Genomic DNA, 13,064 nt, shown 5'->3' with positions numbered 1-13,064 from the left:
GCCGGGCCTGGCTTAAAGCCCGAGTTCGGCCCGCAATTCGCCGGCGCTGTTGATGACAATCGCCCCCGGCGGCCCCTCCATGGGCACCTCTGGCCAGAAAATCGTCTTCATTCCAGCTGCCAGCCCCGCCGTGGCGCCGGTCACGCTGTCGTCGACCGCCACGGCCTCGGCGGGATCGACGTCGGCCAACCAGGCGGCGCGCAGGAAAGGTTCGGCATGCGGCTTGCCTTCACGCACGTCGTTGCGGCTGACCGTCTTCATGCCGGGATATGCGAGGCCTACGGCGCGCAGATTGGCATCGACGATCAGCCTGTCCGAGTTGGACACCACCGCTTGCGGCACGCCAAGCGCGAGCAGCTCATTGAAAATCTCGATCGCGCCGGTGCGTGGCGTCAGCGTTTCGGCCATCGGCAGATAGTGATCGTATTTGCGCACGATCCAGTCGTCGAAAGGCAGGTCGAGGCCGAACTCGTCGCGCAGCATTTCGTAGACCGGCCATGCGGCGATGCCGAGCACGCGCTCATGCAGGTCGGCCGGCGGCGCGATGCCGACGCTGTGCAGCGCCGCAATCAGCGCCGCCTCGTGCAGCGGCTCGCTGTCGACCAGCGTGCCGTCCATATCCCAGAAAACCGCTTTCGGCGTCATGCAAGGCTCCATTCTCAAAAAATTCCTTAAGGCGTTTAGCGCGCGAGATAAACCGCCGCGTCCCCGCTAATGCATGTCGCGCAAAGTGTGCAGCGGTTTTGCGATGACGACATGCATAAAAAGGAACCTAAAACGCGTCGCATGAGGCCGATCGAACGCAACGCGCTTTAGAACCGGGATTGGTGCGACCTCGACAGCCTTGCTGTTGCAACGAGACTGGGTCGACCTGTCACTTCGCTCCAAACACCAAGTTTCATCACTAAGCAATTGCTCTTACAATAGGCAATTGCGCGCAAGTTCATTCCCTGCGAAACTACTGCGCTCCGCCTCTTATGCTCGGCGGGGTTGGGAGGCAGGAACTTGAATTCGCGGCAGGACAGCGGCGGCAACAGGCTGGACGACGCGGCGCGTGCCGGCTGGCTCTATTATGTCGCAGGCAACACCCAGGACCAGATCGCCGCCACGCTTGGCATCTCGCGGCAGACGGCGCAGCGGCTGGTGTCGCTCGCAGTCTCCGAAGGGCTGATCAAGGTGCGCGTCGACCATCCGATCGCCAATTGCCTCGACCTTGCGGCACGGCTGAAATCGCGCTTTGCGCTTGATCTGGTCGAGGTGGTGCCGAGCGACCCTTCTTCTTCCTCCACCGTCATCGGCGTCGCCGAGGCGGCGGCGGCCGAGATCGAACGGCGGCTGCGGTCGCCGCTGCCGATCGTCATGGCGATCGGCACCGGCCGCACGCTGAAGGCCGCGATCGAGCAACTGCCGCCGATGGAATGCCCGCAGCACAAAGTGGTGTCGCTGACCGGCAACATCTCGCCGGACGGCTCGGCGGCCTTCTACAACGTCATCTTCACCATGGCCGACAGGGTCAAGGCGCGTTCGTTTCCGATGCCTTTGCCGGTCATCGCTTCCTCGCCCGAGGAGCGCGAGATGCTGCTCAGCCAGCCGATGATCCAGCCGACGCTGGCGCTTGCGGCCGAGGCCGACGTCACCTTTGTCGGCATCGGCGATCTCGGCCCGAAGGCGCCGCTTTACGAGGACGGCTTCATTTCGGAGGGTGAATTAAAGGCGCTGCAGAAGGCCGGCGGCGTCGCCGAGATCGTCGGCTGGGTATTCGATCGTGACGGCCGCATGATCGAGGGCATCACCAATGATCGGGTGTCGTCGGCACCGCTGCCGTCGCGCGAAAAGTCGCTGGTGATCGCGCTTGCCATGGGCGACCGCAAGCTGCCGGGCATCTTCGCCGCCGTCAACCGGCGGCTGGTCAACGGCCTCATCACCGATGAGCGGACCGCCGCCGCCTTGCTGGCGGGCGCATGATCTCCGAGCCGCTGGCGGTCGGAAACGATCATGTGAAATCGAACGCACCTGAAGCCCCGATAAAACGAGCGTCACTACTGGTGCCGGCCGCAAGGATCGTTGCCGTCGAGAAAGCCCATGTCGCGCTGCAGATGCGGCGGCAGCTCCCGGACGTCGAGATAGGCCCGTTTCCGCGCCGAGTGCCTTGCCAATCCCCGCGCCAACCGTGAAAACCAGCCATGGGCTGGAGCAAGAAGCAGCTTTTCCTGTATTGTGGTCATGATCGTCAGCCTTCGCTATCTCTAGGCGTAAATTGATCTTCAATACGGAATATCGGTAGGACCGGCCGGTGCCGCCAATCAAACGTCGATCACTGCCCATAAGGAGGGCTTATGCCGGAGCTCAATTCACGACAGCTGGTTTCGCAGCTTCCTCCGCTTCAGGCGATCCGGGTGTTCGAGGCGGTGGCGCGGCATCTCTCGTTCACCAAGGCCGCCCAGGAGCTTGGCATGACGCAGGCGGCGGCAAGCTATCAGATCAAGCTTCTGGAGGAGCGCATCGGCGCGCCCCTGTTCTTGCGCCAGCCAAAACAGATCGTGCTGACCGAACCCGGCCAGCGCCTGGCGCCCGCGGTCAGCGAGGCGTTCGCGCTGTTGAGCGGCGCCTATGCCGCCGCGCGCACCGGCGCCGACGGCTTGCTTTGCGTTTCGACGCTGCTGACATTTGCCTCCAACTGGCTGGCGCAGCATCTCGGTTCGTTCCAGGTCGCGCATCCGTCGCTGGCGGTGCGCGTCGATACTTCGAACAGGGTTGTCGACTTTGCCAGAGAGGATATCGACATCGCCATCCGCTCCGGCGGCGGCAACTGGCCGGGCGTCGAGACCCATATGCTTTTCAGGGCCGATTTCACGCCGGTCCTTAGTCCAAAGCTCGCGGCAAGCATCGGCGGCGTCAAGGAGCCGGCCGACCTGCTGCGGCTGCCGATCCTCGACCCGGGTGACATCTGGTGGCGGGACTGGTTTGCCGCCGCCGGCCTGCCGGTCGAGGAACTGGCCAAGCGTCCCGGCACCAGCATGGGCGCGCAGGCCTACGAGGCCAATGCCGCGATTGCCGGCCACGGCGTGGCGATCGTTACCAAGGCGCTGTTCAAGACCGAACTTGCCGACGGCCGCCTGATCCAGCCCTTTGATCTGGTCGGAGACGACGGCCACGCCTATTGGCTGGTCTATCCGACGGCACGACGCAACGTGCCGAAGATCCGCGCCTTCCGCGATTGGATCCTGGGCGAGATCGCTTGCCAGTAGGCTGAATCCCAGCAAGCCCGATAGCAAAGCGCCGGGCCCAATCAGCCCGGCCGAATCCTTCGTCAGACATGCCGCAAACGTCCCAGGCTTGCCGCTGCACGAGACCCGGCGTGCTGCGCTGCAGCAACGAATTCGTCTTGACATAATTCATTTCAAGTGAGTAATTGCTCACAGCCAAGGCAAATGCTCATCTTGGTTTATGGGAGGAATTTTGATGAAACTTCGCACGTTCACCCTAGGCCTGTTCTCGGCCAGCGCCCTCGCTTTCGCCGCGCATGCCGAATCCATCACCATCGCCACGGTCAACAATGGCGACATGGTCCGCATGCAGAAGCTGACCGACGACTTCACCGCCAAGAATCCCGACATTCAGCTGCAGTGGGTCACGCTCGAGGAAAACGTCCTGCGCGAGCGCGTCACCACCGACATCGCCACCAAGGGTGGCCAGTACGACGTGATGACTATCGGCACCTATGAAGTGCCGATCTGGGCCAAGCAGAACTGGCTTTTGCCGCTCGACAAGCTCGGCGACGATTACGACGTCAAGGACATCATCCCGGCCATAGCCGGCGGCCTGTCGGTCGACGGCAAGCTCTACGCAGCCCCGTTCTACGGCGAAAGCTCCTTCGTCATGTACCGCAAGGACCTGATGGAAAAGGCCGGGCTCAAGATGCCCGATGCACCGACCTGGGACTTCATCAAGCAGGCCGCCGACAAGATGACCGACCGGGCCAACGGCGTGAACGGCGTCTGCCTGCGCGGCAAGGCCGGCTGGGGCGAGAACATGGCCTTCCTGACCGCCATGTCGAACTCGTTCGGCGCGCGCTGGTTCGACGAGAACTGGAAGCCGCAATTCGACCAGCCCGAATGGAAGAACACGCTGCAGTTCTATGTCGACCTGATGAAGGCCGACGGCCCCGAGGGCGCGTCGTCCAATGGGTTCAACGAGAACCTGGCGCTGTTCCAGCAGGGCAAATGCGGCATGTGGATCGACGCTACCGTCGCTGCCTCCTTCGTTTCCGACCCGAAGAACTCCACCGTCGCCGACAAGGTCGGCTATGCGCTGGCACCGGACAATGGCCTCGGCAAGCGCGGCAATTGGCTGTGGGCCTGGTCGCTGGCCATCCCCGCCGGCACCCAGAAGGCCGACGCCGCTCAAAAGTTCGTATCCTGGGCCACCAGCAAGCACTATGCCGAGCTCGTCGCCTCGAAGGAAGGCTGGGCCAACGTTCCGCCGGGAACGCGCTCCTCGCTCTATGCCAATCCCGAGTACCAGAAGGCAGCGCCTTTCGCCAAGATGACGCTGGACTCGATCAACTCCGCCGATCCGACGCACCCAACCGTCAAGCCGGTGCCTTATGTCGGCGTCCAGTTCGTCGCTATTCCTGAGTTCCAGGGTCTCGGCACCACCGTCGGCCAGCTCTTCTCGGCGGCACTTGCCGGCCAGTCGAGCGTCGACGATGCCTTGAAGCAGGCGCAGGACGCCGCCACCGCGACGATGACCGAGGGCGGTTACATCAAGTAAGCTCCTCCCGGTGCCGGTTGCCAATGGCGAACGGCAACGGCCGCCCGAATCCCAGTTCGGGCGGCCAGCTTTCACACCGCTGAAAAACTTGGCCGACCTCGAAGGGTGACCGTCATGGCTACTCAGCAGACCCGTTCGCTTGCCCGTTTCATGATGGCGCCATCCGTGGTGCTGCTGCTGGTCTGGATGATTGTGCCGCTGGCATTCACGCTGTGGTTTTCCTTCCAGCAATACAACCCGCTCAATCCGATGCGCGACGGCTTCGTCGGGTTTTCGAACTACGCGCTGTTCTATTCCAACCCGGCATTCCTGCAGTCGATCCTCAACACGCTCACCATCGTCGTCAGCGTACTTTTGATCACGGTGATCGGCGGTATTCTGCTCGCCCTTCTGCTCGATCAGCCGATGTGGGGACAGGGCATCGTCCGCATCCTTGTCATCTCGCCGTTCTTCGTCATGCCACCGGTGGCAGCACTGGTCTGGAAGAACATGATCATGCATCCGCAGTACGGGGTTTTCGCCGATATTGCGCGCTTCTTCGGCGGGCAGCCGATCGATTGGTTCGGGCAGCACCCGCTCCTGGCGATCATCATCATCGTTGCCTGGCAATGGCTGCCGTTTGCTACGCTGATCCTGTTGACCGCGCTTCAGTCGCTCGACGTCGAGCAGAAGGAAGCCGCCGAAATGGACGGCGCCGGCTTCATCAGCCGCTTCATCTATTTGACGCTGCCTCATATGTCGCGCGCCATAACCGTCGTCATCCTGATCCAGACGATCTTCCTGCTGTCGGTCTATGCCGAGATCCTCGTCACCACCAATGGCGGCCCGGGTTACGCCTCCACCAACCTGCCCTTCCTCGTCTATCAGAAGGCATTGCTGGAGTTCAAAATCGGCCAGGCGTCCGCCGGCGGTATCATTGCCGTCATTCTCGCCAACATCGTTGCCTTCTTCGCCATGCGCGCTGTCGGCAAGAACCTGGATAAATAAGGGAGGATAAGATGGCACGTGCGCTGAACCACCCCCACTCCGTCCCGCTGCGCGGGACACCTCTCCCCCTGCCCGGGAGAGAGGAAAGGCCTGCATCGAAGCCGCGCCCTTCCTCTACCCCGTCGATCGGGGGAGAGGTGGTTTGCGCAGCAAACCGGAGTGGGGGTCGACCCTGCCGCCAACATCGCCGATAGGGAGGACCTGACCATGGCACGTGCAGTCACCACCCAGCACAAGACGATTGCTACCGCGGCCGCCTGGATCGTCGCGCTGCTGATCTTCTTCCCGATCCTCTATACGATCATCACCTCGTTCAAGTCGGAGCAGGAGGCTATCCAGGGCTTCAACCTGTTCCCGTCGGGAACCACGGAGAGCTATTCCGAGGTCCAGGCGCAGAACGGCTATTTCAAATTCTTCCTGAACTCGGTGTTCCTGTCGGTCGGCTCGACCATCCTGGCTCTGCTCGTCGCCATACCGGCGGCATGGTCGATGGCGTTTTCGCCGGGCAAACGCACCAAGGACATCCTGATGTGGATGCTTTCCACCAAGATGATGCCGGCCGTCGCCGTGCTGTTTCCGATCTATCTGATCTTCCGCGATACCGGTCTGCTCGACAGCCGCATCGGCCTGATGGTCATGCTGATGCTGATCAACCTGCCGATCGTGGTCTGGATGCTTTACACCTATTTTCGCGAGATCCCGGGCGAGATCCTGGAAGCGGCGCGCATGGACGGCGCATCGCTCTGGAACGAGATCATCTACGTGCTGACGCCGATGGCGGTCCCCGGCATCGCCTCGACCATGCTGCTCAACATCATTCTCGCCTGGAACGAGGCGTTCTGGACGATCCGGCTGACCACCACCGAGGCCGCGCCGCTCACCGCTTTCATCAGCTCCTTCTCCAGCCCGCAGGGGCTGTTCTGGGCCAAGCTTTCGGCCGCCTCGACGCTGGCGATCGCGCCGATCCTGATCATGGGCTGGTTCAGCCAGAAGCAGCTGGTCCGAGGCCTGACATTCGGTGCGGTAAAGTAGCGGGCATCGCCTGACGCAAAACGAAAAGATAGCCCTTCGGGGGAGGAAACCATGGGAAACATCACGCTCAAGAACGTCTCCAAATCCTTCGGGGCGACGTCCATCATCCCCGGCCTCGATCTGGTCATCGAGGACGGAGAGTTCGTCGTCTTCGTCGGCCCGTCGGGCTGCGGCAAATCCACCCTGTTGCGTCTGATCGCCGGTCTCGAGGATACCAGCGGCGGCACCATCATCATCGATGGTCGCGACGTCACCGGCGAGGCGCCGGCCAAGCGCAAGCTGGCTATGGTGTTCCAGTCCTATGCGCTCTACCCGCACATGACGGTGGCCAAGAACATCGCCTTCCCGCTGAAGATGGCGGGCGAGGACCAGGCGACCATCGACAAGAAGGTGAAGGACGCCGCGCGGATCCTGAACCTCACCAACTACCTCGACCGCCGCCCCGGCCAGCTCTCCGGCGGCCAGCGGCAGCGCGTCGCCATCGGCCGCGCCATCGTGCGCCAGCCGTCGGCCTTCCTGTTCGACGAGCCTTTGTCCAATCTCGACGCGGCGCTGCGCGGCACCATGCGGCTGGAGATCAGCGAGCTGCATCACCAGCTCAAGACAACCATGGTCTACGTCACCCACGACCAGATCGAGGCGATGACCATGGCCGACAAGATCGTCGTGCTCAATGCCGGCAATATCGAGCAGGTCGGCTCGCCGATGGAGCTCTATAAGACGCCGAAGAACCTGTTCGTCGCCGGCTTCATAGGTTCGCCGAAGATGAACCTGATCGAAGGCGCGCCGGCCGCCAAATATGGCGCCAAGACAGTCGGCATCCGCCCGGAGCATATGAACATTTCGAAGACGTCAGGCGACTGGAAGGCGACGGTCGGGGTTGCCGAGCATCTCGGCTCCGACACGTTTTTGCACGTCCAGGCGGATGGTGTCGGGCAGCTGACGGTGCGTGCCGACGGCGAGTTGGCCGCCCATCACGGCGACACGATCTACCTGACGCCGGAAAAGGCCAAGCTGCATCGTTTCGGCGCCGACGGGAAGGCGATGCTGCAATGAGGCTCCGGGGTAAATCGGCGCTGATTACCGGATCGGCGCGCGGCATCGGCAGGGCGTTTGCCGAAGCCTACATGCGCGAAGGGGCGACGGTCGCGATTGGCGACATCAATCTCGAAGCCGCCGAGAAGACGGCTTCGGAAATCGGCCGCAACGCCTACGCGGTAAAGCTCGACGTCACCGATCTCGCGTCTATCGATGAGGCCGTCAAGGCGGTCGAAGCCAGGGCCGGCGGCCTGGATATCTTGATCAACAACGCTGCTTTGTTCGACCTGGCGCCGATCGTCGAGATCACCAAGACAAGCTACGACAAATTGTTTTCGGTCAACGTCGCCGGCACGCTGTTTACGTTGCAGGCCGCCGCCCGTTCGATGATTGCCCGGGGCAAGGGCGGCAAGATCATCAACATGGCAAGCCAGGCCGGGCGCCGCGGCGAGGCGCTGGTCACCGTCTACTGCGCCACCAAGGCGGCGGTCATCTCGCTCACCCAGTCGGCAGGGCTCGACCTGATCAAACACCGCATCAACGTCAATGCCATCGCCCCGGGTGTCGTCGACGGCGAGCATTGGGACCATGTCGATGCCTTGTTCGCCAAGTTCGAGAACCGGCCGAGGGGCGAGAAGAAGAGGCTGGTCGGCGAAGCCGTGCCTTATGGCCGCATGGGCACGGCGCAAGACCTCACCGGCATGGCGGTGTTCCTGGCCAGCGATGAGGCCGAGTACATCGTCGCCCAGACCTATAATGTCGATGGCGGCCAGTGGATGAGTTGAGGGGGCGAAGGCGCTCTTCCCCCCGTCTCCTCCACGGGGGGAAGAGCCGTCCCGCTAAAGGGTAAAAGCAGATGACCGTGAAACTCTCTTCTTCCATCCTCGCCAAGCTGCCGCCCAAGGTCGCCGGCCCGAAATATGATCGCGCCGCGCTCAAGGCCGGCATCGTGCATTTCGGCGTCGGCAATTTCCATCGCTCGCACCAGGCCGTCTATCTCGACGACCTGTTCAATTCGGGTGTCGGCCACGACTGGGCCATTGTTGGCGCTGGCGTCTTCGAGGGCGAGAAGGTCGGCCGCGGCAAGTTGCAGGAGCAGGACTGGCTGACCACCGTGGTCGAGCAGGACAGCGGCCATATGAGCGCGCGCGTCACCGGCGTCATGATCGACTTCCTGGTGCCGGGCGATGCGGCCGCAATCGTCGAGCGGCTTGCCGATCCGGCGATCAAGATCGTCTCCCTGACCATTACCGAGGGCGGCTATTTCATCGATCCGGCATCCGGCGTCTTCAATCCGACACATCCCGACATCGTTGCCGACGCTGAGCCGGGGGCGACGCCGAAGACCGTCTTCGGCCTCGTCCTCGCCGGGCTGCTGCGCCGCCGCGCCGACGGTATCGTGCCCTTCACAATTATGTCCTGCGACAACATCCCCCATAACGGCCACGTCACCTCAGATGGCGTCATCGGCCTTGCGCGGCTGATCGACGAAGGTTTGGCAAACTGGGTGAGCGAGAACGTTGCCTTTCCCAATGGCATGGTCGACCGCATCACGCCGGCCACCACCGACCGCGAGCGCGGCATTCTCTCCAGCGAGTTCGGCCTCGACGACAATTGGCCGGTGTTTTGCGAACCGTTCAAGCAATGGGTGCTGGAGGACCGTTTCACCGACGGCCGCCCGCCGCTGGAAAAGGTCGGCGTGCAGTTCGTCAGCGACGTCGCGCCCTATGAGCTGATGAAGATCCGCATCCTCAATGGCGGCCATGCGACCATCGCCTATCCGGCCGGGCTGATGGACATCCATTTCGTCCATGAGGCGATGCAGGAGCCGCTGGTACGCGGCTTCCTCGACAAGCTCGAGCATGACGAAATCATCCCGACCGTGCCGCCGGTTCCGGACACCGACCTCGAAGATTACTACCAGCTCATCGAGCACCGCTTCTCCAATCCGAAGATCGGCGACACCATACGCCGGCTTTGCCTCGACGGCTCCAACCGCCAGCCGAAATTCATCATCCCGACCATCGCCGACCGGCTGAAGGCTGGCAAAAGTGTCACCGGCCTTGCGCTGGAATCGGCGCTCTGGTGTCGCTACTGCTTCGGCACGACGGATTCCGGTGCCGTCACCGAGCCCAACGACCCGAACTGGGGCCGGTTGCAGGCGACGGCCAAGGCGGCCAGGGACATGCCTGCCGCCTGGCTTGCCATGGAGGACATCTATGGCGATGTCGGCCGCTCGCCGCCGTTCGCTGAAGCCTTCGGCCAAGCGCTGAGACTGCTGTGGGCGGACGGCGCGCGCGCGACACTGACGCGCTATCTCGCCGGCGACCTCTGAAGCCGATCCAGCGCGATGACGCCTGAACTGGTCATTTTCGACTGTGACGGCGTGCTGGTGGACAGTGAGATGCTGTCCGTCTCGGCATTGCTGGAGATGATCGCGCTTGCCGGCGGCAACGTCAGCGAGGACATTGCCTACGAGCACTTCCTCGGCAAGAGCATGAAGAGCGTCCGCGAAATCCTCGCAAGCGACTTCGGGCTCGATCTCACCGACCAGCATCTGACCGAGATGCGCTCCGAACTGATGCGCAGATTCCGCGAGGAGCTGAAACCGATGCCAGGTATCGCACAGGTCCTGCCGAGGCTCGGCGTACCGTGCTGCGTCGCCTCCTCCGGCACCCTGGAACGCATCCGCTATGCGCTCGACGTCACCGGGTTGCTTGGGCTGCTGGAGCCGCATTTGTTCAGCGCCGCCATGGTGGCGCGGGGCAAACCGGCGCCCGATCTCTTTCTCCACGCAGCAGATAAAATGAAAGCGGCCCCGCGAAACTGCCTCGTCGTCGAGGACAGCCCGGCCGGCATCGAGGCGGCGCGGGCGGCCGGCATGCGCGTCCTTGCCTTCACCGGCGGCTCGCACACCGGCAACCCGGCATTGAAAGCGCGGCTTGCGTCGAGTGAGCCGGACTTTATATTCGCTGACATGCTGCAATTGCCCGATCTGATTGCAGGCCTGGGAGCGAGAGCAAGAACACCTTGACCAACAGTTTCGTTTGCGCGGTCGATGTCGGCACCGGAAGCGCTCGTGCCGGCATTCTCGACACCGGTGGCGCCTTGCTCGGCCGCGCCGAGCACCCGATCGCCATGCAGCAGCCGAAGGCCGACCATGCCGAGCACGATTCGCAGGATATATGGTCGGCGGTGTGCATGGCCGTCCGCGCTGCCCGCGAAAAGGCGGGCGTGCGGGCCGAGGATATCGTCGGCATCTCCTTTGATGCCACCTGCTCGCTGGTGGTGCGAGACCGGCATGGCGGCCAGCTCAGCGTGTCCGTCACTGGTGAAAGGCGCTGGGACACCATTGTCTGGCTCGACCATCGCGCAATTGCCGAGGCCGACGAATGCACTGAAAGCGGCCACGCTGTGCTCGACTATATCGGCGGCGTCATGTCGCCGGAAATGGAGACGCCGAAGCTGATGTGGCTGAAGCGCAACCTGCCCGGAACATGGAACGAAGCCGGCTATCTATTCGACCTCACCGACTTCCTCACCTGGAAGGCAAGCGGCTCGCTCTCCCGTTCACAATGCACGCTGACCGCCAAATGGACCTATCTAGCCCATGAAGCGACCGGCTGGCGGCGCGACTTCTTCGAAGCCGTCGGGCTCGGCGATATCTTTGAGCACGGCAACCTGCCGGAAAAGGCAAGCCCGGTCGGTGCCGATATCGGCCCGCTCGGCGCGCAAGCCGCGACGGAGCTTGGCCTCACCGAAAAATGCCGGGTCGGCGCCGGCGTCATCGATGCCTATGCCGGCGCGCTTGGCGTGCTCGGCGGTTTCGCCGGTGACGCGACGAACATCGGCCGCCATCTGGCCCTGATTGCCGGTACGTCGAGTTGCGTCATGGCGATGTCGCCCGATCCGCAGCCTTTCGCCGGTGTCTGGGGCCCATATTATGGCGCAGCCCTTCCCGGCCTGTGGCTGTCGGAAGGTGGCCAGTCGGCCACCGGCGCGCTGCTCGACCACATCATCCGCTGGCATGGCGCCGGCGGCGAGCCGGATGCCGCCATGCATGCCAGGATTGCCCACCGCGTCGCCGAGCTGCGCGCCGCCGAGGGCGACAACCTCGCCGCAAGGCTGCACGTACTGCCCGATTTTCACGGCAACCGCTCGCCGCTCGCCGACCCGCATGCCGTCGGCGTCATCAGCGGGCTGACGCTGGATGCCTCCTTCGACAGTCTGTGCAAGCTCTACTGGCGCACCGCCGTCAGCATCGCGCTTGGCGTCCGTCATGTGCTGGAAGCGCTGAACGAGAACGGCTATCTCATCGACACGCTGCACGTCACCGGCGGCCACACCAAGAACCCGCTGTTGATGGAGCTCTATGCCGACGCCACCGGCTGCACAGTGGTCGAGCCGCTGGCGGACGAGGCGGTGCTGCTCGGCACCGGCATGATTGCCGCCACCGCGGCCAGGCTTTTTCCCGATTTGAACGCTGCCTGCGTCGCCATGCAACAGGGCGGCAGGACGCGAGAGCCCAATCCGGCTGCCGCCGGCCGGTTCGATCGCGACTACCGCGTGTTTCTCGAAATGCACAGGCAAAGGCAGGCGCTGGACGCGATCCGATAAATCGGGATCGGTTGCTATCTCTGGTTCCAGCGCCGGATGACCGGCTCGTCAAGGTCGTGCTCATAACCGAGCACGCTTATGCTGGCGGTATCCAGCACGAAAAACGCGCCGGCTTGCGGCGGCAGGCCGAGCCAGCGTGCGGCCAGCACCCTAAGGAAATGCGAGCTTGAGAAGACCAGGACATTGCTGCCGACCTCGCGCAACTGGCTGACGATCCGGTCCGCCCTCGAGCCGACATCCGTGGCGGACTCGCCGCTCGGGCAGCCGTCGCGAAAGAGACGCCAGCCGGGGCGCTCGGCGAGGATTTGCTTGGTGGTCAATCCCTCATAGGCACCATAATCCCACTCCGCCAGATCGTCCTTCTTCACGCCTGACGAGCCGAAGCCGGCCAGCGCACAGGTGTTGAAGGCGCGCTGCGACGGGCTCGACCACACCGCCGAGACGGAGAGGCCCTCGAGCCGCTCAGCGATTCGCCTTGCCGCTTCCTCGCCGGTCGGCGTCAGCGGTATGTCGGTTCGGCCGGTATGTTTTCCGGACGCACTCCATTCCGTCTCGCCATGCCGAACCAGATAGATTTCGGGAAACGCGCTCATCAGGCTGCCTTTCAAATGGATCTG

13 protein-coding genes are annotated in these 13,064 nt (G+C 63.3%); 10 read left to right on the top strand and 3 right to left on the bottom strand.

The window, feature by feature from the left end; all coding sequences use genetic code 11:
- Positions 1-12: 12 nt before the first annotated feature.
- Entirely contained in the window at positions 13-645 is a 633-nt protein-coding gene (locus tag NKI18_RS08820) for an HAD family hydrolase (protein WP_352619421.1), read from the bottom strand.
- A gap of 360 nt (positions 646-1,005) precedes the next feature.
- Here NKI18_RS08820 and NKI18_RS08815 point away from each other — a divergent pair, with 360 nt between their 5' ends.
- Complete coding sequence (locus tag NKI18_RS08815; protein WP_352619422.1) at positions 1,006-1,965, top strand: sugar-binding transcriptional regulator; 960 nt, start codon at positions 1,006-1,008, stop codon at positions 1,963-1,965.
- A 74-nt stretch (positions 1,966-2,039) separates the two neighbouring features.
- Here the strand turns inward: NKI18_RS08815 and NKI18_RS08810 are convergent, their stop codons facing one another.
- Positions 2,040-2,225, bottom strand: a complete 186-nt coding sequence (locus tag NKI18_RS08810; protein ID WP_352619423.1) for a hypothetical protein — start codon at positions 2,223-2,225, stop codon at positions 2,040-2,042.
- Between the two features lie 111 nt (positions 2,226-2,336).
- On the opposite strand from NKI18_RS08810, the gene gcvA reads away from it, so the two are divergent.
- The 9 genes from gcvA to NKI18_RS08765 all read left to right on the top strand — a co-directional run bounded on the left by gcvA (position 2,337) and on the right by NKI18_RS08765 (position 12,447).
- A complete protein-coding gene (gcvA, locus tag NKI18_RS08805) occupies positions 2,337-3,248 on the top strand; it encodes a transcriptional regulator GcvA (RefSeq protein WP_352619424.1) in 912 nt (303 codons plus the stop codon).
- 214 nt (positions 3,249-3,462) lie between these two features.
- A complete protein-coding gene (locus tag NKI18_RS08800) occupies positions 3,463-4,773 on the top strand; it encodes an ABC transporter substrate-binding protein (protein ID WP_023676994.1) in 1,311 nt (436 codons plus the stop codon).
- 114 nt (positions 4,774-4,887) lie between these two features.
- Positions 4,888-5,760, top strand: a complete 873-nt coding sequence (locus tag NKI18_RS08795) for a carbohydrate ABC transporter permease (RefSeq protein WP_023676993.1) — start codon at positions 4,888-4,890, stop codon at positions 5,758-5,760.
- A gap of 207 nt (positions 5,761-5,967) precedes the next feature.
- Positions 5,968-6,792 (top strand): carbohydrate ABC transporter permease, encoded by an 825-nt coding sequence (locus NKI18_RS08790; RefSeq protein ID WP_023676992.1) that lies wholly within the window; start codon positions 5,968-5,970, stop codon positions 6,790-6,792.
- A 51-nt stretch (positions 6,793-6,843) separates the two neighbouring features.
- Positions 6,844-7,848 carry an ABC transporter ATP-binding protein gene (locus tag NKI18_RS08785; RefSeq protein ID WP_023676991.1) on the top strand — a complete coding sequence of 335 codons (1,005 nt, stop codon included), beginning with the start codon at positions 6,844-6,846 and terminating at the stop codon, positions 7,846-7,848.
- A complete protein-coding gene (locus tag NKI18_RS08780; RefSeq protein ID WP_023676990.1) occupies positions 7,845-8,615 on the top strand; it encodes an L-iditol 2-dehydrogenase in 771 nt (256 codons plus the stop codon). The genes NKI18_RS08785 and NKI18_RS08780 overlap by 4 nt, the downstream gene beginning before the upstream one ends.
- Positions 8,616-8,686: 71 nt before the next feature.
- Positions 8,687-10,165: a mannitol dehydrogenase family protein gene (locus NKI18_RS08775; protein ID WP_352455926.1), complete on the top strand. Its 1,479-nt coding sequence runs from the start codon at positions 8,687-8,689 to the stop codon at positions 10,163-10,165.
- 15 nt (positions 10,166-10,180) lie between these two features.
- Complete coding sequence (locus tag NKI18_RS08770) at positions 10,181-10,864, top strand: HAD family hydrolase (RefSeq protein WP_352619425.1); 684 nt, start codon at positions 10,181-10,183, stop codon at positions 10,862-10,864.
- Positions 10,861-12,447: an FGGY-family carbohydrate kinase gene (locus tag NKI18_RS08765; protein WP_352619426.1), complete on the top strand. Its 1,587-nt coding sequence runs from the start codon at positions 10,861-10,863 to the stop codon at positions 12,445-12,447. Before NKI18_RS08770 ends, NKI18_RS08765 begins: the two co-directional genes overlap by 4 nt.
- 14 nt (positions 12,448-12,461) lie before the next feature.
- Here the strand turns inward: NKI18_RS08765 and NKI18_RS08760 are convergent, their stop codons facing one another.
- On the bottom strand, positions 12,462-13,043 hold the full coding sequence (locus NKI18_RS08760) for a histidine phosphatase family protein (RefSeq protein ID WP_352619471.1): 582 nt from the start codon (positions 13,041-13,043) through the stop codon (positions 12,462-12,464).
- Positions 13,044-13,064: the final 21 nt, after the last annotated feature.

It is taken from the genome of Mesorhizobium sp. M0800 (assembly GCF_040320095.1).
Lineage (GTDB): Bacteria > Pseudomonadota > Alphaproteobacteria > Rhizobiales > Rhizobiaceae > Mesorhizobium.
This window is presented reverse-complemented; position numbering and strand designations above follow the sequence as displayed.